The 24,773-nt window shown below is 64.7% G+C and carries 22 protein-coding genes; 14 read left to right on the top strand and 8 right to left on the bottom strand.

The genetic code is table 11. The features are described from left to right. Positions 1–5: 5 nt before the first annotated feature. The 4 genes from AC1DIN_RS27805 to AC1DIN_RS27790 form a co-directional block, all read right to left on the bottom strand. Entirely contained in the window at positions 6–896 is an 891-nt protein-coding gene (locus AC1DIN_RS27805; RefSeq protein WP_476812102.1) for a branched-chain amino acid ABC transporter permease, read from the bottom strand. Positions 897–930: 34 nt separating this feature from the next. Then, positions 931–2,148: an ABC transporter substrate-binding protein gene (locus AC1DIN_RS27800; RefSeq protein WP_476812101.1), complete on the bottom strand. Its 1,218-nt coding sequence runs from the start codon at positions 2,146–2,148 to the stop codon at positions 931–933. Between the two features lie 203 nt (positions 2,149–2,351). After that, on the bottom strand, positions 2,352–3,533 hold the full coding sequence (locus tag AC1DIN_RS27795; RefSeq protein ID WP_476812100.1) for an FAD binding domain-containing protein: 1,182 nt from the start codon (positions 3,531–3,533) through the stop codon (positions 2,352–2,354). Between the two features lie 98 nt (positions 3,534–3,631). Continuing rightward, positions 3,632–4,555, bottom strand: coding sequence for a LysR family transcriptional regulator (locus tag AC1DIN_RS27790; protein ID WP_476812099.1), 924 nt, complete (start codon positions 4,553–4,555; stop codon positions 3,632–3,634). A gap of 98 nt (positions 4,556–4,653) precedes the next feature. Here AC1DIN_RS27790 and AC1DIN_RS27785 point away from each other — a divergent pair, with 98 nt between their 5' ends. Together AC1DIN_RS27785 and AC1DIN_RS27780 are read left to right on the top strand one after the other, a co-directional pair. After that, positions 4,654–5,322 (top strand): DsbA family oxidoreductase, encoded by a 669-nt coding sequence (locus AC1DIN_RS27785; RefSeq protein ID WP_441473793.1) that lies wholly within the window; start codon positions 4,654–4,656, stop codon positions 5,320–5,322. Between the two features lie 39 nt (positions 5,323–5,361). Beyond that, a complete protein-coding gene (locus AC1DIN_RS27780; RefSeq protein WP_476812098.1) occupies positions 5,362–6,324 on the top strand; it encodes an LLM class oxidoreductase in 963 nt (320 codons plus the stop codon). Between the two features lie 279 nt (positions 6,325–6,603). Here AC1DIN_RS27780 and AC1DIN_RS27775 read toward each other — a convergent pair whose 3' ends face one another. Continuing rightward, the gene (locus AC1DIN_RS27775; RefSeq protein WP_476812097.1) at positions 6,604–7,644 is read right to left on the bottom strand and encodes a LacI family DNA-binding transcriptional regulator; all 1,041 of its coding nucleotides are present in this window, start codon (positions 7,642–7,644) and stop codon (positions 6,604–6,606) included. 144 nt (positions 7,645–7,788) lie between these two features. On the opposite strand from AC1DIN_RS27775, the gene AC1DIN_RS27770 reads away from it, so the two are divergent. The 10 genes from AC1DIN_RS27770 (at position 7,789) to AC1DIN_RS27725 (ending at position 18,249) form a co-directional block, all read left to right on the top strand. Further along, the gene (locus AC1DIN_RS27770; protein ID WP_441473790.1) at positions 7,789–8,727 is read left to right on the top strand and encodes a dioxygenase family protein; all 939 of its coding nucleotides are present in this window, start codon (positions 7,789–7,791) and stop codon (positions 8,725–8,727) included. A gap of 39 nt (positions 8,728–8,766) precedes the next feature. Next, entirely contained in the window at positions 8,767–9,573 is an 807-nt protein-coding gene (locus tag AC1DIN_RS27765; RefSeq protein ID WP_476812096.1) for an SDR family NAD(P)-dependent oxidoreductase, read from the top strand. A gap of 10 nt (positions 9,574–9,583) precedes the next feature. Next, positions 9,584–10,498, top strand: a complete 915-nt coding sequence (locus AC1DIN_RS27760; RefSeq protein WP_441473788.1) for a beta-keto acid cleavage family enzyme — start codon at positions 9,584–9,586, stop codon at positions 10,496–10,498. A gap of 25 nt (positions 10,499–10,523) precedes the next feature. Next, positions 10,524–11,564: a quinone oxidoreductase family protein gene (locus AC1DIN_RS27755; RefSeq protein ID WP_476812095.1), complete on the top strand. Its 1,041-nt coding sequence runs from the start codon at positions 10,524–10,526 to the stop codon at positions 11,562–11,564. Between the two features lie 4 nt (positions 11,565–11,568). Continuing rightward, positions 11,569–11,919 carry a cupin domain-containing protein gene (locus tag AC1DIN_RS27750; RefSeq protein WP_441473786.1) on the top strand — a complete coding sequence of 117 codons (351 nt, stop codon included), beginning with the start codon at positions 11,569–11,571 and terminating at the stop codon, positions 11,917–11,919. A gap of 106 nt (positions 11,920–12,025) precedes the next feature. Further along, positions 12,026–13,411, top strand: coding sequence for a dicarboxylate/amino acid:cation symporter (locus AC1DIN_RS27745; protein ID WP_476767152.1), 1,386 nt, complete (start codon positions 12,026–12,028; stop codon positions 13,409–13,411). 82 nt (positions 13,412–13,493) lie between these two features. Continuing rightward, positions 13,494–14,453, top strand: coding sequence for a D-2-hydroxyacid dehydrogenase family protein (locus tag AC1DIN_RS27740; RefSeq protein ID WP_476812094.1), 960 nt, complete (start codon positions 13,494–13,496; stop codon positions 14,451–14,453). 90 nt (positions 14,454–14,543) lie between these two features. Further along, the gene (locus AC1DIN_RS27735) at positions 14,544–15,557 is read left to right on the top strand and encodes a LysR family transcriptional regulator (protein WP_441473783.1); all 1,014 of its coding nucleotides are present in this window, start codon (positions 14,544–14,546) and stop codon (positions 15,555–15,557) included. Positions 15,558–15,744: 187 nt separating this feature from the next. Then, on the top strand, positions 15,745–17,253 hold the full coding sequence (locus tag AC1DIN_RS27730; RefSeq protein WP_476812093.1) for an aldehyde dehydrogenase family protein: 1,509 nt from the start codon (positions 15,745–15,747) through the stop codon (positions 17,251–17,253). A 24-nt stretch (positions 17,254–17,277) separates the two neighbouring features. Further along, the gene (locus AC1DIN_RS27725; RefSeq protein ID WP_441473781.1) at positions 17,278–18,249 is read left to right on the top strand and encodes a tripartite tricarboxylate transporter substrate binding protein; all 972 of its coding nucleotides are present in this window, start codon (positions 17,278–17,280) and stop codon (positions 18,247–18,249) included. A 135-nt stretch (positions 18,250–18,384) separates the two neighbouring features. On the opposite strand, the gene AC1DIN_RS27720 is transcribed toward AC1DIN_RS27725, so the two are convergent. Next, positions 18,385–19,494 carry an alkene reductase gene (locus AC1DIN_RS27720; protein ID WP_476812092.1) on the bottom strand — a complete coding sequence of 370 codons (1,110 nt, stop codon included), beginning with the start codon at positions 19,492–19,494 and terminating at the stop codon, positions 18,385–18,387. Between the two features lie 258 nt (positions 19,495–19,752). Between AC1DIN_RS27720 and AC1DIN_RS27715 the strand changes: the two genes are divergently transcribed. Next, positions 19,753–20,643, top strand: coding sequence for a LysR family transcriptional regulator (locus tag AC1DIN_RS27715; RefSeq protein WP_476812091.1), 891 nt, complete (start codon positions 19,753–19,755; stop codon positions 20,641–20,643). A gap of 200 nt (positions 20,644–20,843) precedes the next feature. On the opposite strand, the gene AC1DIN_RS27710 is transcribed toward AC1DIN_RS27715, so the two are convergent. Both AC1DIN_RS27710 and AC1DIN_RS27705 read right to left on the bottom strand, forming a co-directional pair. Continuing rightward, positions 20,844–22,034, bottom strand: a complete 1,191-nt coding sequence (locus AC1DIN_RS27710) for an MFS transporter (RefSeq protein WP_441473778.1) — start codon at positions 22,032–22,034, stop codon at positions 20,844–20,846. A gap of 401 nt (positions 22,035–22,435) precedes the next feature. Next, a complete protein-coding gene (locus AC1DIN_RS27705; RefSeq protein WP_476812090.1) occupies positions 22,436–22,813 on the bottom strand; it encodes a MarR family winged helix-turn-helix transcriptional regulator in 378 nt (125 codons plus the stop codon). Positions 22,814–23,083: 270 nt separating this feature from the next. On the opposite strand from AC1DIN_RS27705, the gene AC1DIN_RS27700 reads away from it, so the two are divergent. Further along, positions 23,084–24,079, top strand: a complete 996-nt coding sequence (locus AC1DIN_RS27700; protein WP_476812089.1) for a helix-turn-helix domain-containing protein — start codon at positions 23,084–23,086, stop codon at positions 24,077–24,079. Positions 24,080–24,773 lie beyond the last annotated feature (694 nt).

The following is a 24,773-nucleotide window of genomic DNA, read 5'->3' as shown; positions in this document are numbered from 1 at the left end:
GCGCGTCACGACATCAGCCCGGTCTGGCCGAGCAGGCCCAACGGCCGCACGATCAGCACCAAAGCCATCAGGATGAAGATCGAGACCTGCGCCATCTCGGGCATGAGCAGCGAGGTCATGCTGACCACGACGCCAACAATGAGCCCGGCCAGCACGGCGCCGGCGAGCGAGCCCATGCCGCCGATCACGGTGACGACGAAAGCCTCGATCAGCATGGCATTGCCCATTTCGGGCGTGACGCCCTGCAGCGGCGCCGCCAGCACGCCGGCCAGCGCCGCAAGCCCCGCGCCGATGCCGAAGACGACGAGCCAAACCCGCGCCACATCGACGCCGAGCACCTTCATGATCGTGGCGTCGCGAGCGCCGGCGCGGATCACCAAGCCCCAGCGCGTCTTCTCGACCAAGAGATAGAGCGCCGCGAGGATCGCGGCCGAGGCTGCCAGCACGAACAGCCGATAGGTCGGGAAGAAGCCGATCCCGATATCGGTCGCGCCCTGCAGCCATTCCGGTTGGGCGAAGGGCATGCCGACCTTGCCGAAGATCATGCGGATGCTGTCGACCATCACATAGGAGAGGCCGAACGTGACGAGCAGCGGATAATCGATGCCCTTGCCGTAGAGCGGCCGGATCAGGAAGCGCTCGGCGACGAGCCCGATCGCCGCGACCGCGAGCGGGCCGCCGAGGACGGCGAGCCAGAAGCTTCCTGTCGCGTTGAAGATCACGAGCCCGGCGTAGGCGCCAACCATGAACATCGCGCCATGGGCGAAATTCACCACGGTCAGCATGCCGAAGATCAGCGAGAGGCCGATGGCCATCAGCGCGTAGATCGCCCCCAATGCAAGCCCGGTGAAAAGCTGCAGCAGGAACAGGTCGAGCGTCATCTCGGAGAGCGGCATGGGCGCCTCCCGTTTTGCGTGCGTTTGCGGCGGTTCAGTTGCCGGCGTGGCCGAGCTCGGAGCAGCTCCGCAGCATGGCCTCATCCGGACCCTCGCTGCCGATGATCCGGAAGACGTCGTTGGCGCTGCTGCCGCCGCGCTTCGATTCCAGTATCAGGACGCTCTGCACGGACTGGTGGTCGCACGCGCGGTAATATTGTGGCCCCTTGTAATGATCGTAGCGCAGCCCCCGCAGCGCCGCGGCCACGCGCTCGCTCTCGGTGCTGCCTGCGACCTTTGCGGCTTCGAGAAGGGCCCTGACGCCGGAATAAGAGACGGCGGCGTAGTCGGACGGGTCGAGATTGGCATTGGCCGCCCGGAAGCCGGCGTTGAAGGCGCGCGCCGTCTGCGAGGTCTCCTCCAGCCGCCAGAAATAGGGGGCGCCGCCGATTACGCCGTCGAACGCGTCCGGCCCGCCGGCGACACGAGCATAGAAGGCCAGCACCGGGGCGACGACGCGCGTGCTGCGCTTCAAGCCGAAATCACCGACCTGCTTCGCCGAGATCATCTGGTCACGGCCGAAATTCAGCAGGAACAGCACGTCCGGGCGCGCCGCTTGGATGCGCGGCATGAAGGTCGAGTAATCGGCCTGGCCGAGCGGGTGGCGGATCTCGGTGACGATCTCCGCGCCGACCTCCTGCGCGACGCGGCGCACCGCCCGCGACAATTCATGGCCGAAGGCGTAATCCGCCGTCAGGAGCGCGGCGCGCTTGCCGAAAGTCTTGAAGGCGTGACGCGCGACCGGCCCCGTCGTCATGTGCGGGTTGAGCGCCTCGTGGAAGGTGTAGCGCGACCAGTCGCGCGCCTCGTTGATGGCGTCCGACTGGCTGCAGGAATTGAAGATGACCCTCCGTTCCCTGGTGATGTTGTTGATCGAGAGCTGGACGGCCGCCGAAAGGCTACCGGCCATGAACTGCACCTGATCCTTCTCGATCAGCTCCAGCGTACGGGTCGCCGCCTCGCCGGGATTGAGCTTGTCGTCGCGCGCCAGCAGTTCGGCCATGCGACCGCCGAGCCCGCCACCCTCGTTGAACTGCTGCACGGCGAGTTGCGCCCCCCGGACCTGATCCTGCGCCTCGGCGCCGAACGGGCCGGTCAACGAGGTCGGAAAACCGATCTTGATGGTCGCCTGCTGTGCCTGCAGGGAGGGGATATAGGCGGGAAGGGTCACGGCGGCAGCTCCGGCCAGCAGCCCGCGACGGTCGATCTTCATGGCGTTCCTCGCTCGTTGGCCCTAGTTGTTCTGCGGGCGGCAGGCCTGCCGCTTTCATTTATCTTTTGATAAACAATTTCGCAGCGACGCGCCCCTGTCAACAACTATTTATCAAACGATCAATTCTAGAAATGAGCGAGGGCGATTGGACAGCCGCCGCGATCCTTCATGCCTGCCCGGCAAGGCTCGGTGTCGAAGGCGGTCTATGCCTGCGACAAGGCGTGAACCCTGTGAAACAGCAGATATTCCCCAGTCTCGACGCCCTGCCGCTTCAGGAATTCGCCGTAGCGGACCTGCGCCGGCTCCCAGCGCGCGAGCGCGGCCTCGATATCATCCGGCGACCGCTCAAGCTCCTCGGCAAGCGCCAGCGCGTTCGCCGCCGCCTTCGATGTGCTCGCCGCGGTATGGGGGCGCGGGATCGCGGCGGCATCGCCGAGGATGATCACCCGCCCCGCCACCATATGGTCAGAAGCGAGATCGCGGATTGCCTGAGCGAAAGGCTCCGCTGTCGCCTCGACAATTTCGCGGAACGCAGGGGGCAGCAGCGCCTTCGCCTCGCGGCCGAGATGGACGATCCACTTCCGCGCCAAGAGCCCTTCGGGGATCGCGTATCCGCGCTGGCGGCCATCTCGGTCGGTCATGATGCCGGCAATCTCGTCATCGCTCGCAACGCGGTACCAGACCCAGTTGTAGAGCCGGTGGCCGGGGCGCAGGTCGTTGTCTGGACCGGGGACCAGATAGCCGAGGATGTGCGAGCCGCGATTATTGGCGAAACCGAAATCCCCGCGCAGCGCCTCGCGCGCAACTGGGGGCATCTCATCCTCGGGCACGAGCCCGCGCCAGGCAAGATAGCCGGCATAGCTCGGCTGCTCCTGCGGCCAGATCTGCGCCCGGACCGTCGAGTTGCCGCCATCGGCGCCGATGAGCAGATCGCCCGTCTCGCTGGAGCCATCGTCGAAGAACGCGGTGACCGTTCGGGCCCCGGCGTTCTGCTCGACTCGGGCCAGCACCTTGCCGCGATGATAATGGACCTCGCCGAATGCCTGCTTCAACGTCGTATAGATCAGTGACCAGGAGGTCTGGACCTGCGGGGCAAACTGCTTGGATTGGACCGTGCCATCCGGCCGCAGGACCGTGCGATAGCGCGAAGCGACACCGAGTTCGCCTCCGCCGAGCGAAGCGCCACTACGGCGGAACACCTCGACCACGTCGGGCTGCAGCACGATGCCGCCGCCGCGGCTGTCGAGGTCATGGCGCGAGCGTTCGTAGATATCGACGTTCCAGCCGATGCTGCGCAGCATATTGCCGGTGAACAAGCCAGCGAGGGAGCCGCCGATGATCAGGGCGCGGTGCTTCGATTGCGCCGACGAAGGTGATGTCTGCACGGGTCGTCTCCTTTTCGACGACAGCAAGATGATCACCCCACGCGGCTATGATAATTCGCCTTCGGTGCGCTTCTTCGTTGCGATCTGCGCAAAGATCGCTAGCGCGCGTAACGATCCCAATAGGGCGGCGCGCCGAAATGGTCCGCCATGAACTCGATGAAGCTCCCGATCTTCTTGGAGCCGCGCCGATTGTGGAGATAGACGGCCGAGATGGCGCCCTCCTCGGCGCCGGGAGATGGCGACCATTCCTCCAGCACCGGCTGGAGCCGGCCGGCCGCGATGTCGCCGCCGACGAGCCAGGTCGGCATGAGGATCAGGCCGGCGCCGCCGATCGCGGCCTCGCGCAGTACCTCTGAGCCGTTGGCACGCAGATTGCCCGAGACCTCTACCTTCTCGCTCTTGCCGTCGCGCGCCATCGTCCAGCTGTGGTCGAGTGTCTGATAGTCGAACAGCAGGCAATTGTGGTGCGCGAGGTCGAGGGGCTCGCGCGGCACGCCACGTTCGCCCAGGTAATCGGGGCTGGCGCAGATGACGCGGCGATGCGGCGCAAGCTTGCGCGCGACGAGGCTCGATGTCTGCAGCGGCCCTAAGCGGATCGCGATGTCGATCCGGTCCTCCACCAGATTGGTCATTGCATCGGTCAATTGGATATCAACCCGAACCTGCGGCCAGCGCCGCAGAAAGCCTGGCAAGGCAGGGGCGATATGGAGGCGGCCGAAGGCGACCGGCATCGTCACCCGTAACAGCCCGTTCGGCGGGCCGGCCCGCTCGCCTACCGCCCGATCGGCATTCTCAAGATCCTCAAGGATGCGGCGGACATCCTCATAATAGCGCCGCCCGGCATCCGTGAGCGTCACGCTGCGCGTGGAACGGTTGAGAAGCAGCGCGCCGAGCGCCTCCTCGAGGCCATTGAGCTGCCGGGTCAGAGAGGATGGGGCCACGCCGAGGCGGCGAGCCGCCGGGGCGAAGCCACCATGCTCGACGACGGCTGCAAAGGCGCTTGCCGCGGCAAATCTGTCCATGTCCCACCTTTGCCTTGTGAGCAATAATGATCTCGCCAACCAGTCTATTATCACTGAAGGGAGCAACACCGACATTGGGTCGCAGAAGGAGACCCACCATGTCCATTCCCGTCACGATCGTTTCCGATTTCATCTGCCCATGGTGCCTCATCGGCGAGCGCCGGCTGGCCAGGGCGATCGAATCCCTGCCCGAGAATGTCGCCGTCGACATCCAATGGAAGCCCTTCGAGCTGAATCCGACCATGCCGGCCGAAGGCATGAACCGGCGCACCTATCGTTCGCTCAAATTCGGCAGTTGGGAGCGCAGCAGCATGTTGGACGCGCAAACGGTCGCGGCTGCCAAGGACGGTGAAGCCGCCTTCGACTATGCCGCCATGGAGAAGACGCCGAACACCTTCGCAGCCCACAGGCTGATGCACCTCGGCGAGCGTCACGGCGTCGCGACGCTGCTCGCAGAAGCACTTCTGTCGGGCTATTTCGAGCGAGGGCGCGACATCGGTGATCTCGATACACTGGTCGAAATCGCTGCCGAACAGGGGCTCGACCGGGCCGAGGCCGAGGCCTTCCTGCGCGATGGCGAAGCCGCCACCGATGTGCGTGCCCATGAAGAGGCGCAAGGCGCGGCCGGCTTGCGCAGCGTGCCGACCTTCATCATCGGCGGCGACATCATCTCCGGGGCACAATCGGTCGCGACCTTCGAGGCCGCGCTGCGACGCGCCGCCGAACAGGATGCCGCCTTTGTCGACGGCGCTTGCAGCATCGGCTGACGATCCCGATCCCGGCCACCTCGCCAAGGAGACATGCGCGTGCCCGATACACCGTTCCAGCACAAAGGGTTTGCGCGCATGTTCCGGCCGGGCGGCATGACGCTTGGTCTGATGCTGCCGATGGCGCCGCTGACCAACGGCGTGCCCGACATGACCGGCCAACTCGACCTTGCCGTCGCGGCCGACCGGGCCGGCTTCGCCACGCTCTGGATCCGCGACGTGCCGCTGTTCGATCCCGATTTCAACGACGCCGGGCAGATCTACGACCCCTGGGTCTGGCTCGGTCAGCTCGCGACGGTGACGCAGAGGATCGCGCTCAGCGCCGCCGGAATCGTCCTGCCGCTGCGCCACCCGCTGCATACCGCCAAGGCGGCGGCGTCGGTGGATGTGATCAGCGGGGGGCGGTTCCTGCTCGGCGCCGCCTCGGGCGATCGCGCGGGGGAATATCCGGCCTTCGGCCGCTCCCATGAGGAGCGCGGCACGATCTTTCGCGAGGCGGTCGAGGTCATCCGCCGGACGACCTCCGAGGACTACCCTGCCCTGKCCGGGTCTTTCGGCGAGATGCAGGGCCTCGATCTGCTTCCGAAGGCAACGGGGCGCCACCTGCCAATCCTGGCAGTGGGCAGCGCCCAGCAGAGCATCCAGTGGATCGCGCGCCATCTCGATGGCTGGGTCTCCTATTTCAGGCCCGTCGCCGAGCAGAAGCCCCGCATCGATCTCTGGCAGCGTGCGGTCGAGACCCAAGGCGGCGGCGCCTTTCGGCCCTTCGCACAATCCATGTTCATCGACCTGACAGACGGTCCCGACACCGAGCCGTCACCGATCTTTCTCGGCTACCAAATCGGCCGGAAACGCCTGATCGAGCGACTCGTTGCTTTTTCTACGCAAGGTGTTCATCACGTCGCCTTCAACCTGCGCCATAGTCAGCGCCCGGCTAAGGAGGTTCTGCAAGAGCTTGCGGAATTCGTGCTGCCAGGGTTTCCGTCTCACGCCGACAGGTGATTGCCGGTGCCTTCAGGCCAAGAGCGACGAGGGGTGTCAGCCAGGGCCGGCGCTTCGTTGCCGCTCTTTCGCGAAGCCTCGATCCTCTTATCCGCATTTCGATCCAGCCGATGGTGGATGTGGTCTGCAGACAAGTGCGCTGATCTCGTGCCGAACGAAATCATACAGTGGTTTAGTCCGGCCGAGCTGAGCCTTCGACCATGCCCGAAGGCAGTTCTTCGACCGCGTTCCGATTGAATGACAGCGAGTGGGATGGACGCGACCGCGTCGCGAGGAACCTTATTTCGGCTCCTGCGTCGAAGCGCGCACGACAAGTTCGACGGGCATGAATTGCATGCGCGTAGCAACATCCGCGTCCGAGAGACGCTCCAACAGTTGTTGCGCTGCGGTCCTGCCCATCTCGGCATGAGCAATCCGTACGGTGGTCAGCGGCGGATCGACCATGTCGACCAGCGGCATATCGTTGTAGCCGACGACCGATATATCGTCGGGGCAGGACAACCCGCGCTGCTTCAGCTCTTGATAGGCGCCGAGCGCGAGCAAGTCGTTGCTCGCCGCGACCGCGGTCAGGCCGGGCCATGTGTCTAGGAGAAACGCCGTCGCCGCCTGCCCCAGGGGCCGGCTGTAGGCGGGGGCCACCGAAACGGCCGAAGCATCGAGCCCCGCCGACGCCATCGCCGCCTCGAAGCCCCGCCGACGCAGAACACCGGTGGAGAGCGCTTCGGAACCGGCCAGGTGTCCGATCCGGCGATGGCCGAGCGCGACCAGATGTTCGACCGCCAGCCGCATGCCGCCGATATCGTCGGAAACCACGGTCGCTGCGCGCAAATCATCCTCCGCCCGGTTGACCAGCACGGTCGGGACGCCGGCGCCGAGGCAGACGGTCAGGACCGGATCGGAGCGCCGCACCGTCGCGAGCACCAGCCCGTCGACCCGACGCGCAATCAACTCCTCGACGATCGCGACCTGACGTCCCTCGTCGGCCCCGCCTTCCGCCACCAGCATCGAATAGCCACCCTGGGCCAAGGCGGCGCCGATGCCATCGAGGATCGGCGCAAAGACCGGATTGGCGAGGTCCGGCAGCACGACGCCGACCAGGCGCGACCGGCCGGTCCGCAGCGAGGCCGCGATGGCGTCGCGGCGATAACCCTGCCGCAGCGCCTCCGTCCGCACCTTCTCCACCACTTCCGGCGAGATCCGATGGGCCTGGGCGGGATCGAGCGCGCGCGCCGCCGTGGAGCGGTGCACGCCGGCTGCCTCGGCGATCGACTGGAGTGTCGCCCCACGTGGCCCGCCAGACGCCAAGGTCATGGATTTCATCAGTTTTCCGCCGGCTGAATCGTCGCCTGCAACTGAGCATTTTTTGGCTCGCTTGACAACGTGCAATCGATCGCATAACTGTTAATGCAATCGATCGCACAACAATGCACCGCTGACGCGGCACAGGCGACGGAGGAAACACCGATGAATGCGAGGGCAACCCCCGTGGGAGCCGAGACCGCACTCCGCTCCCACATCATCGAGACCCAGGATGCCGTGACGCCGGTCGTGCTCGACGCGATGTCGCGAGCCCCGAATGCCCGGCTCAGGGAGGTCATGGCCTCCTTCGTGCGACATATGCATGCCTTCGCCCGGGAGGTCCGGCTGACCGAGGACGAGTTCGAACTCGGCCTCGATGTCCTCAACCGCATCGGCCAGGCGACCAATGACAGCCATAACGAAGCCGTGCTGTTCTCCGACGCGATCGGCTTCTCGACGTTGGTCTGCCTGCTGAACAACGGCCAGAATGGCGCAACCGAAACGGCCGCTGCGCTGCTCGGCCCGTTCTGGCGGATGCATTCGCCGACGACACCGAACGGCGGCTCGATCATCCGCTCAGAGACGCCCGGCCCCGCCCTCTTCGCAAATTGCCGGATCACCGATCCCGAGGGCCGCCCGCTCGCCGGCGTCGAGGTCGATGTCTGGCAGGCTTCGCCGGTCGGGCTCTACGAGAACCAGGATCCCGGCCAAGCCGAGATGAACCTGCGCGGCAAGTTCACCACGGATGCCGATGGCTGCATCGCCTTCCGCTCGGTGAAGCCCGCCGGCTATCCGGTCCCGACCGACGGCCCGGTCGGCGAGTTGCTCCGGGCCCAGCAGCGCCACCCGTTCCGCCCGGCCCATCTGCATTTCCTCGGCTTCAAGCCGGGCTACAAGACGCTGATCACGCAGGTCTTCGTCGATGACGACGAGCATCTGGAAACGGACGTCGTCTTCGGCGTGACCCGCCATCTCATCGGCGATTTTCGGCCCGGCACCGGCCCCGCGCCCGCCGCCGATGTCGATGGGCCCTGGTACCTCTTCGACTACACCTTCGTGATGGAACCCGGCGAAGCCAAGCTGCCGGTCCCCCCGATCCGCTGATCCGCGCATTCCCCCTCACAGTCAGGAGCAGGGACAGCCATGTCTCATCTCGCCCAACCGGATGCCCTCGCCGCGGCACCGATCCGGAAGCTCTATCCACGCTCGCTCGACGGCAAGGTCGCACTCGTCGTCGGTGGCGCAGGCGCCATCGGCGCCGCCACCAGCCGCATGCTCGCCGCCGCTGGCGCGACCATCATCGTCACCCATCTCGACAGCGAACGCGATACGCAGGCCGCCGAATCCCTCATCGCGGATCTCGGCGACGGACACGCCGCCTATGTCGCCGACGTCGCCAACACCGCCTCGCTCATCACCCTGCGCGACGCCATTCAGGCCCGCTTCGGCCAGCTCGACATCCTGATCAACGCGGCCGGCTACACCAAGCCGGTGCCCCATGCCGACCTCGACGCGCTCACCGACGAGCTGATCGACCGCATGCTGCAGGTCAATTGGCGCGGGCAATTCGCGACGATCCGCACCTTCGCGCCGATGCTGAAGGCCTCGGGCGACGGGCTCGTGGTCTCGATCTCCTCGATCGCCGCCTTCACCGCCGTCGGCTCCTCGATCGCCTATTGCGCCGCCAAAGCCGGCATCGACGTGATGACCAAGGCGCTGGCCCGCGTGCTAGCGCCCGAAGTGCGCGTGCTCGCTGTCTCGCCGGGCGTGGTCGACACCGAGTTCGTCCCTGGCCGCGGCGCGGATTTCAACGACAAGGTCAGCGCCTCGACGCCGCTGAAGCGCATCGGCGCGGCCGAGGACATCGCCGCCGCCATCACCGCTTGCGCCACCATGCTTGGCTACTCGACCGGACATACCGTCCAGGTCGATGGCGGCCGGGCGCTCTGAGGGCGAACCGATGCGCGCGCCCCTCCCGAAAGTCTTCATCACCTGTGCGATCACCGGCAACCTGACCAGGCCCGAGCAGAGCCCGCATCTGCCGATCACGCCGGAGCAGATCGCCAATTCCGCGCTCGAAGCGGCGGAAGCCGGTGCGGCGATCGCCCATATCCATGTCCGCGATCCGCAGAGTGGCCGGCCCTCGATGGAGCTTGCGCTCTATCGCGAGGTGGTCGAGCGCATCCGCGCCGGCAATCCCGATCTCATTATCAACCTCACGACCGGTCCGGGCGGGCGCTTCGTACCCTCCGAACAGGATCCGAAAGTCGCTGGCCCCGGCACGACATTGATGGTGCCTGAAGAGCGCGTCGCCCACGTCGCGGCGCTGAAGCCCGATATCTGCACGCTCGACCTCAACACCATGAATTCCGGCGGCGAGGTCGTGATCAACACGCCCGGCAACGTCCGCCGCATGGCCAGGGTAATCGCGGAGGCCGGTGTGCGCCCGGAGATCGAATTGTTCGATTCCGGCGACATCGCCTTGCTCACCGACCTGATCAAGGACGGCACGCTGCAGCCGAAGCCGCTGACCTCCTTCGTGATGGGTGTGCGCTACGGCTTCCAGCCCTCGCCCGAGACCGTGCTCTATGCCCGCGGCCTTCTGCCTGAAGGCGCGCTCTTCACCGCGATCGGCATCGGCCGCTCGGCCTTCCAGAGCGTAGCGCTCTCCTATCTCGCCGGCGGCCATGTCCGCGTCGGACTGGAGGACGGTGTCTATATCGACCACGGCGTCCTCGCTCCCTCGAACGCGGCGCTGGTTCAGAAGGCCCGCCGTATCGTTGAGGACCTCGGCGGCCAGATCGCCACCCCGCAGGAAGCCCGCGCCCTCATTGGCCTGCCCGACCACGCCGCCGGCGCGAAGCGGGTGGCCTGACCTCTCTCATCGGAAGCGAACCATCATGTCCCCTGCCACCCAAGCCCTCATTCGCGAAGCCCAGGCCACCCGCCCGCAGACCGTGCGCGGCCTGCGGCTCCATACCAAGGCCGCGAGCTATGAAGAGATCGCGCTGCCGATCGAGGAACGCCCATTACGCCCGCTCGCCGCCCATGAGGTTCTGGTCGAAATCCAGGCCGCGGCCGTCAACCCGTCCGACGCCAAGGCTGCGACGGGGCTGATGCCCTATGCCGTGTTCCCACGCACGCCGGGCCGCGATTTCGCCGGCACGGTCGTCGCCGGGCTGGCCGGCCTCCTCGGCAAGCAGGTCTTCGGCTCCTCCGGCGATCTCGGCATCCGCCAGGACGGCGCCCAGGCGAGCCATCTGATCGTCGAGGCCGATGCGGTCGTCGAGATCCCCGCGGGTGTCACGATGCGCGAGGCCGCCGGCATCGGCGTGCCCTTCGTCACCGCCTGGGAGGGTCTGCGGCGCGCCGGCCTGCCCAAGGCTGGCGAGACCGTGTTGATCCTCGGCCTCAACGGCAAGGTCGGCCAGGCCGCTGCGCAGATCGCGAGCTGGCGCGGCGCCAAGGTCATCGGCATCACCCGCCGGCAGGAACCCTATGCCGGCCATGCCAGCGGCCCGGTCGAGGTCATTTCCGCCAGCGGCACGGATGTGCCGGCGCGGGTGCGCGAGCTCACCGGCGGCAAGGGCGCCGCCATCGTCTTCAACACGGTGGGCGACCCCTTCTACGAGATCGGGCAGAAATCCATGGCCGTCGGCGGCCGGGCGATCTTCATCGCCGTGATCGACCGCTTCGTCACCTTCGATATCCTGGCCTTCTACAAGGGCCGTCACACCTATGTCGGCATCGACACCATCGCGCTGAGCTCGGTCGAAACCGGTGCGATCCTGCGCGATCTCGCTCCGGGCTTCGCTGTCGACTTCCTGAAGCCCTTCCCGATCAAGGACAGCGCGGTCTATGCGCTCAAGGACGCCCACGCCGCCTATCAGGCGGTGATGGGCTCCTCACGCGAACGCGTCGTGCTGGTGCCGGGAGCCTGACGCCATGCATGTCGTGCGCTTCGGCGAGGCCCCGCCCTATGACGCCCCCGGCCATGCGCTGATGAAGATGGTTCGGCTGCAGGGCCGCGAGGCCGGCCCGGCCGACACGGCGTGGCTTGGCGTCTCGACCATCGCGCCCGGCGGCGGCACGACGCTCGACGCTTCCGCCGTCGAGAAGCTCTATGTCGTGCTCGACGGCACCGTCACCGTCTCGAACGGACAGGACAGAGTCAGCCTGAGCCGCTGGGATTCCTGCCGGATCGCCCCCGGCGAAGGGCGCCAGCTCAGCAACGAAACGAACGCGCCCGCCTCGATCCTGCTCGTCATGTCGCTCCAGCCTCCGACGCCGGCCTGAATCGGCGCGACCACGAAGAGACTGCGAAACGCCTAGCCAAGAAACACAACCAAGCGCGGGCGCGTCCGTCCGCGGCGGCGCCCTCGTGCGCCCAGGGAGGACCAAAATGGCTGCAGATCATCCTTCACCCCGCCCGGCCAAGCGCTGGTACAATATTCTCTACATCCAGGTCTTGATCGCCATCGCCTTCGCCATCGTGCTCGGCCATTTCTGGCCGTCGATCGGCGTCGAGATGAAGCCGCTCGGCGACGGCTTCATCAAGCTGATCAAGATGGTGATCGCGCTGGTGATCTTCTGTACCGTCGTCTCCGGCATCGCCGGCATGAGCGACATGAAGAAGGTCGGCCGCGTCGGCGGCAAGGCGCTCATCTATTTCGAGGTGGTCTCGACGCTGGCGCTGGTCATCGGCCTCGTCGTCGCCAATGTCGTCAAGCCGGGCGCGGGCTTCAACGCGCACCCCTCGGCGCTCGATGCCAAAGCCGTGGCCGCCTATGCTGGCAAGGCCGGCGAGCAGACGATCACCGAGTTCCTGCTCAACGTCATCCCCAACACCGTCGTCGACGCCTTCGCCAAGGGCGACATCCTGCCGGTGGTGCTGATCTCGATCCTGTTCGGCTATGTACTCTCCCATCTCGGCGAGCGGGCGCGGCCGGTGCGCGATGTCATCGATGCCGGCGCGAAGCTCGTCTTCGGCGCGATCAACGTCATCATGAAGCTTGCCCCGATCGGCGCCTTCGGCGCCATGGCCTTCACGATCGGCCGCTACGGCGTCGGCTCGCTCGGGCCGCTCTTCCTGCTGATTGCGACCTTCTACCTGACCAGCGCGATCTTCGTCCTTGGCGTCCTCGGCCTCATCGCCCGCTGGGCCGGCTTCAGCATCCTGAAGTTCCTAGCCTACATCAAGGAAGAGATACTGATCGTCCTCGGCACCTCCTCCTCCGACTCGGCCCTGCCGAGCCTGATGGCGAAGCTGGAGCGCGCCGGCTGCTCGAAACCGGTCGTCGGGCTGGTCGTGCCGACGGGTTATGTCTTCAACACCGACGGCACCTCGATCTACATGACGCTCGCCGCGCTCTTCGTGGCGCAGGCGACCAATACCGACCTCAGCCTGCACCAGCAGCTCGCGATCTTCGCCGTGGCGATGCTGACCTCGAAGGGCGCCTCCGGCGTCACCGGCGCCTCCTTCATCGCGCTGGTCGGCACGCTCTCGGTGGTGCCCGCGATCCCCGTCGCCGGCATGGCGCTGATCCTCGGCATCGACCGCTTCATGAGCGAGGCCCGCGCCCTGGTGAACATGATCGGCAACGGGGTCGCGACGCTGGTCATGGCCCGCTGGGAGGGCGAGCTCGATCAGGCGAAGCTCGAGGCAGCGCTGTCGGGAGAAGCCTTGCCCGATACGGCGACAGAGGAGCATCCAGCGATTGCCCCCGGCACGCACGGCCTCGCCGTCCGCACGGGCGAGGCGCTGAGCGGCGCCACGGGGCAAGCCTGAGGCGTCAACGATTGTCGCAAGCTTGCGGGGCGGCTAGCGTCCCGCGAGCCAAAGCACTGCCCGAGATCATGAGGACGAGCGCATGCCAGCCCCCTCCACCCCCGTGAACGTCGCCGTGCTAGACGACTATCAGAACGTGGCCTTGTCGATGGCGGCTTGGTCCGCGCTCGACGGGCGAGCGCGGATCACCGTGTTCAACGACCATCTCGCCGATCCGGTTGAAGTCATCGCGCGCCTTCAGCCGTTCGATGTCGTCTGCATCATGCGTGAGCGCACGCCGATGACGCGCGCGATCATTGAAAGCCTCCCGAGGCTGCGCCTGATCGCCTCGACCGGCGCGCGCAACGCCTCGATCGATGCCAAGGCGGCTGAGGAGCGCGGTATACTGGTCGCCTTTACCGGCTACTCCACAGCGCCGACCATCGAAATGACATGGGCGCTGATCCTGGCAAGCGCACGTGGACTGGTCGACGAGAACGCCTCGTTTCGTGCCGGCGGCTGGCAGCGCCGTATCGGCGGCGATCTCAGCGGACGGACCCTGGGCCTTCTCGGCCTCGGCAATATCGGCACCGCCGTCGCCCGGATCGGCCAGGCCTTCGGCATGAACGTGATTGCCTGGAGCCAGAACCTGACCGTGGAACGGGCCGAGGAAGCGGGTGCGACCTGGGTCTCGAAGGAGGATCTGTTCCGCCAGGCGGACTTCCTCAGCGTCCATCTGGTCCTGAGCGGCCGCAGCCGCGGGCTCGTCGGCGCGGCGGAGCTGGCGCTGATGAAGCCTACCGCCCGGCTCGTGAACACGTCGCGCGGGCCGATCGTCGTCGAGGCCGATTTGATCGCCGCTCTGGAGAAGAAGACGATCGCCGGCGCCGCCATCGATGTCTTCGATCAGGAGCCTCTCCCCCCGGACCATCCGTTCCGCAACCTGCCGAACCTGCTCGCCACCCCCCATATCGGTTACGTCTCGCAGAACCTGTATGAGCGCTTCTACGGCGATACCGTCGCGAACATCCTGAAATGGTTGGACGATCGCGCATCGCCCTGAAGGCGGCGAGAGACGCAGTGGCCGAATTGAACCGTGCGCGCATGATCGGTTCGCGCTTCTCCGGCAATTTGCTCTCCTGGGTTGCGCATCATGGATCGGCTTGAGAGCATCGAAACCTTCGTCCGCGTCGCGGAGACAGGCAGCTTCGTCGAGGCGGCGCGACAGCTGCGTGTTTCCCGCTCCGTCGTGACGGACCGCATCAAGCAGCTTGAGGAGTTCGTCGGCGGCCCGCTGCTCCATCGCAGCACCCGTGCGGTGCGGCTCAGCGAGCTGGGGCAGTCCTTCCTGCCTCAATGCGCCGCGCTTGTCCGGCAGGCGAAGGATCTGCTCGGCGAGATGCGCATCGATCCGGCTGGAACGGCCGGCACTCTGAAGGTCCATGCGCTGACGGGGCTGGTTCTGGGGCGGTTCGCCTCGCTGCTCCGGGATTTCCAGAGTTCTCACCCCGAGCTCCAGATGCAATTGACGGTCAGCGACGTCGTCGTCGACCCGATCAAGGCAGGCGTCGACTGCGCGCTGCAGATGTTCCAGCCGACATCCGGCGAGTTCATCTCCCGAACTCTGTTCTTCGTCAGGCGCGTCTTCTGCGCGGCGCCCAAATATCTTGCAGCTCATGGCACGCCGCTGCACCCGCGCGATCTGCATCATCATCGGCTCGGCCTCTATTCCGGCTATCCGACGCGCGACCGCTGGACGTTTCACCGCGACGGGCAGGCCGAGATCGTCGACCTTGCCCCGACGCTGCTGACCAACAGCGTTCATCTGCTCTGCGAATATGCGCAGGAACAGGCCGGCATTGTCTGCCTGCCGACGCTGCTCGCCAGCGAACAGATCCAGAGGGGCCGGTTGGAGCTCGTGCTGCCGCAATACTCCCTGTCGTCCTTCCCCTTGAACGCGGTCTATGCAGTGACGTCACGCCAGACCTTCAAGCTTAAGCTGTTCATCGACCATATCCGCGCAACCTTCGGCGGATTGCCGCCCTGGGACGAGGCCCTGATCGAAGCGGGTCTACTTCCGGCGACGCCGCACGATGAAAACGGCGCCGCACTCGCTGCGGACCTCATGGCGATTAGTCGGGATCACCGAACAATGCGCTCGGCGTGAGGCAGCTATCGAACACTGCGCGCCTCCCCTAAGGTCGGCCGGTCACCACAACACAGCTGCCCGGCGAAGGCACCTTCACCGATCGGACATGACCGCCCCCGAGCGGCCGTGACAGGCACTGTCATGTCGCGAGAGGGGTCATGAGATACGGCAATCGCGCAACGATCCCGCAATCGGACGTCGCCCCATGAGCTTCGCCGATCTCGAAGCGAAACTCGGGTTGACGACGCCCATCCGGCATCAGCTCTTCATTGACGGCCGTTTCACCGACGCAATCTCCGGCGAAACCCTCGCAACGCTCAATCCGCACGACAACAGCGTGATCGCGCAGGTCGCGGTCGCGGGGCGGGAGGATGTGGACGCCGCCGTCGTCGCTGCCCAACGCGCCTTCCCGGCCTGGAACCGGATGGCGGCGGCCGAACGCGGGCGCATCCTGCTGCGCCTGGCCGATCTGATCGAGGCGCATGCGGAAGACCTCGCGCGGCTGGAAACGCTCGACACCGGTCATCCGCTGCGGGATTCGCGGCGTCTCGACGTTCCCCGCACCGCTGCCTGCTTCCGCTATTTCGGCGGCATGGCCGACAAGTTCCAGGGCGAGACCATTCCCGTCGAGCCGGGCTTCCTCAACTACACCCTGCGCGAGCCGGTCGGCGTCGTCGGGCAGATCGTGCCCTGGAACTTCCCGCTGATGTTTACGAGTTGGAAGATGGCCCCGGCGCTTGCGGCCGGCAATTGCATCGTCCTGAAGCCGGCCGAGATCACGCCGCTGACCTCGCTCAAGATCGCCGAACTGATGGCGCAGGCCGGCCTACCCGACGGCGTCGTTAACATGCTGCCGGGGCTCGGCAGCGTCGCAGGACAATACATCGCCGAGCATCCCGACATCGCCAAGATCGCCTTCACCGGCAGCACCGCCACCGGCCGGCGCATCGTCCAGGCCAGCAGCGGCAATCTGAAGAAGGTCCAGCTCGAACTCGGCGGCAAAGGCCCCAACATCATCTTCGAGGATGCGCCGCTGCAAGCTGCCGTGAACGGCAGCGCCTGGGCGATCTTCCACAATCAGGGTCAGGCCTGCATCGCCGGAGCGCGCCTACTGCTGCACGAGAAGATCGCCGACGCCTTCCTCGACCAGTTCCTGCCGCTGACACGCTCGATCCGGCTCGGCAACCCGCTGGACGAGGCCACCGAGATGGGTCCGCTGACAAGCATGCAGCATCGCGAACGTGTCCTGTCCTATGTCGACACCGCCATGCAGGAGGGTGGCGAGATCCTGGCCGGCGGCAAGGCACCCGCAGGCGCGCTTGCCGGGGGCTGCTATGTCGAGCCGACTGTGGTCAGGGCGAAGTCCTTCCGCGACCGGGTCGCACAAGAGGAGGTGTTTGGCCCCTTCGCCACCGTGCTGACCTTCTCGACCGACGAGCAGGCGCTGCAGATCGCCAACGGCACCGATTACGGCCTGGGCAGCGGCCTGTGGACACAGAATCTGAGCCGCGCGCATCGCGTCGCCCGCGATCTCAATGCCGGAATGGTCTGGGTCAACAGCTACAAGCGCGTGAACCCCGGCTCGCCCTTCGGTGGCGTCGGCAAGAGCGGTTACGGCCGCGAGATGGGCTTCGACGCGATGCACGAATATACGCAGGTCAAGAGCGTTTGGGTGAACGTGGACGCCGAGATCCCACCCCATTTCCAGCGCTGAAAACACCAGGGAGGAAACCACCCCATGATCCGCAAGGCTCTCAAGCTGGCTGCCGCAGGCGCCCTGCTGCTGATGCTGCCCGCACTCGCGCAGGCGCAAAGCTGGCCGAGCAAGCCGATCCGCCTGATCGTCGCCTTCCCCGCCGGAGGCCTCGTCGACACCGTCGCCCGCCAGTTGCAGCCCTCCCTGCAACAAGCGCTCGGGCAGCCTGTCGTGATCGACAATCGCGGCGGCGCGGGCGGCACGATCGGATCGGCCGAGGTCGCCCGCTCGGAGCCGGACGGGCACACGCTGCTTATGATCTTTGACAGCTATGCGACCTATCCGCTGGTCTTTCCGAAGCTGAGCTTCGATTCGTTGAAGGATCTGAAGCCTGTGACGCAGATCGCCAGCAATCCGCTGGTCCTGGTCGTCAATCCGCGTGTCCAGGCTAACGACCTGAAGGCGTTCGTCGCCCTGCTCAAGGCGCAGCCGGACAAGTTCAACTATGCGTCGGTCGGCGCGGGCTCCAGCAATCACCTGACGGCGGAGCTGTTCCAAGAAGCCACCGGCACGACCATCACCCATGTGCCCTATCGCGGCGGCGGCCCGGCCCAGCAGGACCTGGTCGGCGGGCAGGTGCAGATGATGTTCCTGTCGGCTTCGCTCGCGCATCCGCATGTCAAGGCGGGCGCCCTGCGCGCACTGGCACAGACGGGAGCGGAACGGGTTCCCGCCTATCCGGATACGCCGACCGTGGCGGAGAGCGGCTATCCCGATTTCACCGTCAACTCATGGGTCGGCCTGCTCGCTCCGGCCGGCACGCCGCAGCCGATCATTGACCGGCTCCACGCCGAAATCCGCAAGATCGTGACGGAGCCCGCCCTGGCAGCGCGCCTCCAGGAGCAGGGCCTCACCGGCGTGGCAAGCACGCCGAACCAGTTCGCCAGCACGCTCCGGACCGAGCAGGGCAAGTGGACGCGCCTCGTCACCCAGCGCAAGCTGAAGCTGGACTGAGGGGAGCGCGGCCTCGCGCCTGTGCCGATCCGATCGTGCCCTGGAGCATTTCCGCGCATCAAGGAAATGCTCCAAGGCTTTGTTTTATCGCATTGTCTTTCACGCGAACCGGTGTCCAGTTCGCGCGAAAGCGCTCTAAGCGGAGAGCAACGGATAGTCCGTGTACCCACGCGACGTGCCTCCGAAGAATGTGGCGCTGTCCGGCACATTGAGTTCCGCGACCTGCTTCAGACGCTCGGGCAAATCCGGATTGGCAATGAAGAGCCGGCCAAAGGCGATGATGTCCGCCCTGCCCGTCTCAAGCGCCTCTGCCGCCTTGGAACCGTCATAGCCTCCCGCCAGCATCAGGACGCCATGAAAGCGTCGGCGCAGATCGCGAATGATGGCATCCCAGCGCGGATCGAGAACGGCGTCCTTCTCGGTCCCGACGATTTCCGGCTCGACGAGGTGCAGATAGGCGAGGTTGCGCTTGTCGAGCTCGTCCACGATGTAGCCGAAGGTTTTCTCAGGCGTCTCATCGTCCATTCCCATGAAACGGCCCATCGGCGTCAAGCGAACACCAACTCGCCGCGAATCCACGACCTGGCTGATCCGATCGACCACCTCGATGAGCAGCCGGGCCCGATTTTCCGAGCTCCCGCCATACCGGTCGGTCCTGCGATTGCTGGCGCTATTGATGAACTGATCGAGGAGGTAACCGTTTCCGGCGTGAATTTCGACCCCGTCCATTCCGGCAGCGAGCGCATTTCGCGCGGCAGACACATAGTCTTCGACGATCGCCTCGATACCTTCGATGGCAAGTTCCTGCGGGACGGGAATATCGGTCCAAGCCCCCTGCCCGTTTTCATCGACGATGAAGGTCTTGCCCTGGACTTCCATAGAGGTCGGCGCAACCGGAGCTGCTCCGCCTGGCTGAAAACTCGGATGCGACACGCGCCCCACATGCCAGAGCTGCAAGAATATCCGCCCGCCCGCGGCGTGAACGGCATCGCTGACAGCCTTCCACCCGGCAACCTGCTCAGGCGTATGAATGCCAGGCGTCCAGGCATAGCCCTGGCCCTGCTGAGATACTTGAGTCGCTTCGGTCACGATAAGCGCCGCGCTCGCTCGCTGCTTATAATATTCGACCATCATCGCGGTCGGCACGTTCCCCTTGCCAGCGCGCGATCGCGTCAGAGGAGCCATTGCAATCCGGTGCGGCAGCTGCAGCGAAGGCAGTGTCAAAGGTTCAAAGATCTGGGTCATGCTTCATCTCTCGGCGGATGTCGCCAAGAGATGTAACCGTCGGGCCTGCATGATAATCCAACGTTGCCGGAGTTCATTTTTGCGTGGCGAGCAAAGGCAGACGCTCCGGGCAGTCGCCCCACGGGAACATCAACTCCCTCCCGGTATCGTCAGGGCGTTTGAGGCGACAAGTCTTGATCGATGACGGGGCAATTGCGCCGGGCGATCGTCACAGCGCGTCAGCGCCAGTTTTGGCGCCCTGCTTTACGGAAAACCTGAATGGACTCAGTCTCTCTCGCCGTTTTCGTTGAAGCGGTTTCCGCCGGGAGCGTTGCCGGCGCGGCGCGTCGCTTGGGTCTCGGATCGTTGGCCGCTGGGCGCAGCTTGGCTTCACTGGAACAACGGCTTGGCGTCCGTCTCCTCCAGCGCAACACCCGGTCCCTATCTCCGACCGCAGCTGGCGTGGCATTTCTTCCCCACGCGCAAGCCATGCTGGAAGCGGAAGCGGCGGCCATTGCGAGCATCGCCGGCAACACGGACGCGAGCGGTCTTTTGCGCGTGACCGCCTCGGCCGCATTCGGGCGAAAGGTCATCGTGCCCTTCATCGCCACGTTCATGAACCAGCACCCGAAGATCAAGGTCGACCTTCTGGTTACAGACCGCTTGGTCGATCTCGTTGGCGAGGGCTACGATCTTGCGATCAGAATCGCTCAGCTTCGAAACAGCGACCTGATCGCCCGGCGCTTGTTCGACAGTACGCGGATACTCGTCGCCGCCCCCAGCTATCTGGAACGCGCGGGCCCCCTGGGACAGCTAAGCGACCTCGCGAACCATGAATGCCTGTCGCTCGCCGGCCAAACCCATTGGTCGTTTCGTCAAGGAGGCAAGCAGGTTACACAGCTTGCCGGCGGGCGGTTTACGGCGAACTCGATCGAGATACTGCACCGTGCATGCGTCGAAGGCCTCGGTATCGCGCTTCTCTCCGAATGGGACGTGCACAGCGAGATAAAGGACGGCTCGCTGGTTCCCCTGCCGTTGCATGATGCAATTGCCGAAACCCTGTCAGTCTCCGCAGTCTATCCGAGCCGCCAATTTCTGCCGTCAAAGGTCAGACTATTCGTCGAGCAGCTTCGAGCCAGGCTTGATGACAACCTCTGGCCACTGGACTGAGCAGCTCGCTTCGTTGCCTTTTTGTCGGACGCGGCGAGTTGTTTTCACCGTGCGTTTTTCGCGCCCCTAAATTGCAGCATTCCAGCAGGGCCGAACAGCGCACCTCCTGGCCGGAACACTGCTATTCTCGACTTGCGGGCGGGTAGGCATTGGAGATTTGGGCGGCGCCTCGGCGTTCGTCGAGGCGCCGCGTCGTACGGTCAGTGCTTGCGTGCAAGCGGACGGGTTCTAACAACCTGCAGCAGCGCCGCGAGAAGCCCGAGCACGAGTCCCAGCGCCACGACACCGGTCCAGCCTCCGAACTGCCAGGCCGCAGTGCCCGCGGCCGATCCGGCCGCCCCGCCCAGGAACATCGCGCCCATCAAGATGGTGTTCAGTCGTGCACGGGCCTCGGGCCGCAGGGCGAAGACGATGTGCTGGTTCGCGACGAGCGCCGACTGCATGGCGAAGTCGAGCAGGATCACGCCGACGACCAGACCCAGCAAGGAGGTCCACAGCCCGAACACCAGCCAGGACATGACGGTGAGCACGGCTCCCAGCGCAACCACCGGCGCCGCCCCATGCGAGTCCGCGAAACGCCCGGCCAGCGGAGCTGCGAAGATGCCGACTGCGCCCACAACCCCAAACAGTCCTGCAACATCAGCACCCATGCCAAAGGGAGGCGCCTGAAGACGGAACGCCAACACGGTCCAGAAGGCTGTAAAGGCCGCGAAGATCAGGGCCTGCGTCGTGGCTGCCAGCCGCAGCTGCGGAAACTCGCGCCAAAGACCGGCGATCGAGCGGAGCAGCCGCCCGTAGCTGAGTTGAGAATCGGGCTCACTGCGAGGCAGGGCCAATATCACGAGACCGGCAGCCAGGAGCGCCATGGGAGCGCCCAGCCAGAACATCTCACGCCAGCCGCCGTGAGTTGCGACGATACCAGCCAAAGTTCGGCTGAGAAGAATACCGGTCAAAATTCCGGCGAGGACGGTTCCAACCGTCGCTCCCCGTCGCTCCGGCGACGCCAAATGCGCGGCAAATGGAACGATCTGTTGGGCGACGGTCGCCGTCAGACCCACGGCGACCGAAGAGAGCACGAGCATCGCCGCGTTCGGCGCCATAGCCGCCAAAATCAGGGAAAGCGCGAGCAGTCCGAATTGAAGAACGATCAGGCGTCTGCGTTCAACGACATCGCCGAGAGGTACCAGCAGAAACAAGCCTGCTGCATACCCCAACTGGGTCGCGGTCGGGACGAGCGCTGTCAGCGAGCCAGGGATGTCGGCTTCAATCAGCCCGAGCATGGGTTGGTTGTAATAGATGTTGGCGACCGCGATGCCGGCGGCACCGGCCATCGCGAAGGTCGTGAGGGGCGAGAGACCTCTCGATGGGGTCTCGACAGTGATGCTAGCCATGGGGGATCTCTTTCGTTCCGATGTCATCTTGGCCTTGTGTTTCGGAACTTAACTGCCCTGCACGCTTCGATTTACTGACCCAGATTGATGGTCCTATACATCGAGCTTTGATGGAATAAGGACGCGAAATGCCCGTGCTGCCGCTAGCGTTTGCGGCGGCTGCCCAAGGTTGCTGAGCCCATTTTTTAGCGTTGGGCCGTCGGTTCGACGCGGCGACCCTTGTCAGCCTCGCGGCGCGGCTCCTTAGCCATCATGATCGAAACCAATGACCGACATGCGCGTCAAAGCCGTGCCAGCGGCGCAGGAGGTCCCTAAAATTCTCAGCGACAAATTGCTGGGCTGCCATTGGGTCTGGCATCTTCGGTCCTGGTAGGTTTCGACTTACCGGACCGCGGCAGCGCCTATCCGGCCTTCGCCTCCAGCCGATCCCGGATTGCGAGAATGGCTTGCCGAATTTTTTCACGCTGTTCTTCGGTCTCGCCGATGGCGTCCGCAATCGCAATGTTGATCGGAGGGACCTTTTCGAGAAGTTTTCTACCCGAGGCGGTTAAATCCACCGTGACGACACGTTCGTCAGCCACGGCCCGAGCGCGAGAGATAAGCCCCGCCTTCTCCAAACGCTTGAGCATCGGCGTGAGCGTGCTCGATTCAAGCTTAAGACGCTCTCCGATCGCGCCAACGGGTTGCGCACCTTCGTCAGTGAGCACGACAAGGCACAGATACTGCGGGTAAGTCAGCCCCAATTCGTCGAGCAATGGACGATAGACGCGGTTGAACATGTGTGCGGTCGAGTAGACCGCGAAGCAGATGTGTTGGTCTAGCGATAGCATGTTCCGTCCCAGCCGGCCGGCACTCGATTCATTCTCGTTAGGCTAGCGCATTCCCATCAAATTGGAACTTGACGGCCGAATTATGTCGCGGGATAAATAATCGTGCCGACGTCAAATGTTTCTGGCGACGTTCCGGATTGCTCTGTGAGGCAGGCCGCCGCGTCTGGATCGCGCGGTTCTACGTGTCAGGATGCGGGCAACGGTCATGGTGTGATGGTCATGGGCGAAGCGCTGTCGACCCTTCATCGGGGCTTCTACGGCCAGAGTGCCGTGGACCATTTCGGTATGACAGGGAACGCCCTCGCCTCCTTCAAGGTCGAGGGACAGCCGGCGCTCGTCGCAACCCACCTGCGTTGCTGTCGGCAATCAAGGGAACGAACCCTGCCGATTGCCTCCGATGCGGCCTTTTCAATCCTCTATCAGTTCAGCGATCTACAACGCCGCTCGCGTTGGCTTCGCGGACACCTGGATATCTCTAGCCCTGTCCACGCCAGGGAGGTGGAGATCGTCGATCTACGCGATCGTCCGCAATGGCAGTTCAGCGGCGAGTTCCACGCCCTCCAGTTCTATGTCTCCGTCGCTGGCCTGGCATCATTCGCCAAACAGTGCAGCGTAGGAGCGATCACTTCGTTGAGCTGGCAGACTGGGATTACTGACAACGTTCTCTGGGGATTATCCAACGCCCTCATCCACGCCGCCGCAGCGCCGAACTCAAATCAGCTCCTGATCGATCAGCTGGCCATCGCGCTCCTGACGCATTTTATGGAGAGCTACGGAAATCTGCAGCCTCCTGAAAAAGAACATGCAACTGGATTGGCTCCGTGGCAGAGACGGCGAGCTACGGAAATGATGGCCGCCCGTCTCGCTTCCAACCTGAAAATCGCGCAGATCGCCGACGAGTGCAGGCTAAGCCCGAGCCATTTCGCCCGAGCTTTCCGTCGCAGCATGGGCGTCGCGCCGCAGCGCTATCTCACGCAGCTCCGTATCGAAGAGGCAAAAAAGCTCCTGACGAAAGGAAATTTGCCGCTATCGGATATCGCTCTCGTTTGCGGGTTCGGCGACCAGAGCCACTTTACACGCGTCTTCGGGCAGATGACCGGGGAAAGCCCCGGCGCGTGGCGGCGGACGCGGACCGCTCAACTCGCCGAAGAATGCATCCCCGCGCCAACGGCCATTGCCGAAGGATTGCCCGCGTTTCGAGGGAAGAGCGCGTGAGGCAGGCGCATAGAAAAGACGCAATAAAGTCAACGCGCAAACGGTTTGATTCCAATTGATCGTCGATAGTCATAGTAACGCGACAGCAGCTCTGGTTTAGGTAGGATTATATCGACGATGCATATCTCATCATAGTTTGCCCGCCATCGCTACTATCAGGGCCTTCTCGACTTAACGACTATTCATCTCGCCAAGATCGAAGGGGGCGCCGGCTACTACAGCGCTCGCCATGGCGCGGATGCCGGTAGAGCCGAGCGACCGCGAGGCAGCAGAACGGCTCCTCCGTATCGGTCGGGAGGTCGGCGTGCGCACCGGGCTTATCCTACGGACAGCATGAATGGCCAACCAGAATCTGAGTGATGATTTCAGTGCTTTGTTCATTCCGCCGACGCTACCGTCGACGATCGTCAGGAACACTTTCAGTTGGTCCAATGTCGGCGTGCCAGGTCCAATCATGCCGAATCCCGTGAACGACACCGCAATGATATGCGACTCTTGACCGAGAGCCAGAGACCGAACTCATCGATCACACTTGGAGCGGACTTCTGATCCACCCCCGTTGAATTGGTCCACCCTGAAGTATGTGTTTTGGCAGACAGGAGGACCGAGATGCCGAAGAAACGCCACAAGCCCGAAGAGATCGTCGGGAAGCTACGCCAGGTCGATGTGTTGGTCTCGCAGGGGCAATCCGTTG

Source organism: Allobosea sp. 05T438 (assembly GCF_056396025.1).
Note: the sequence above shows the minus strand (reverse complement) of the source record. Positions and strands in the feature narration are given on the sequence as shown.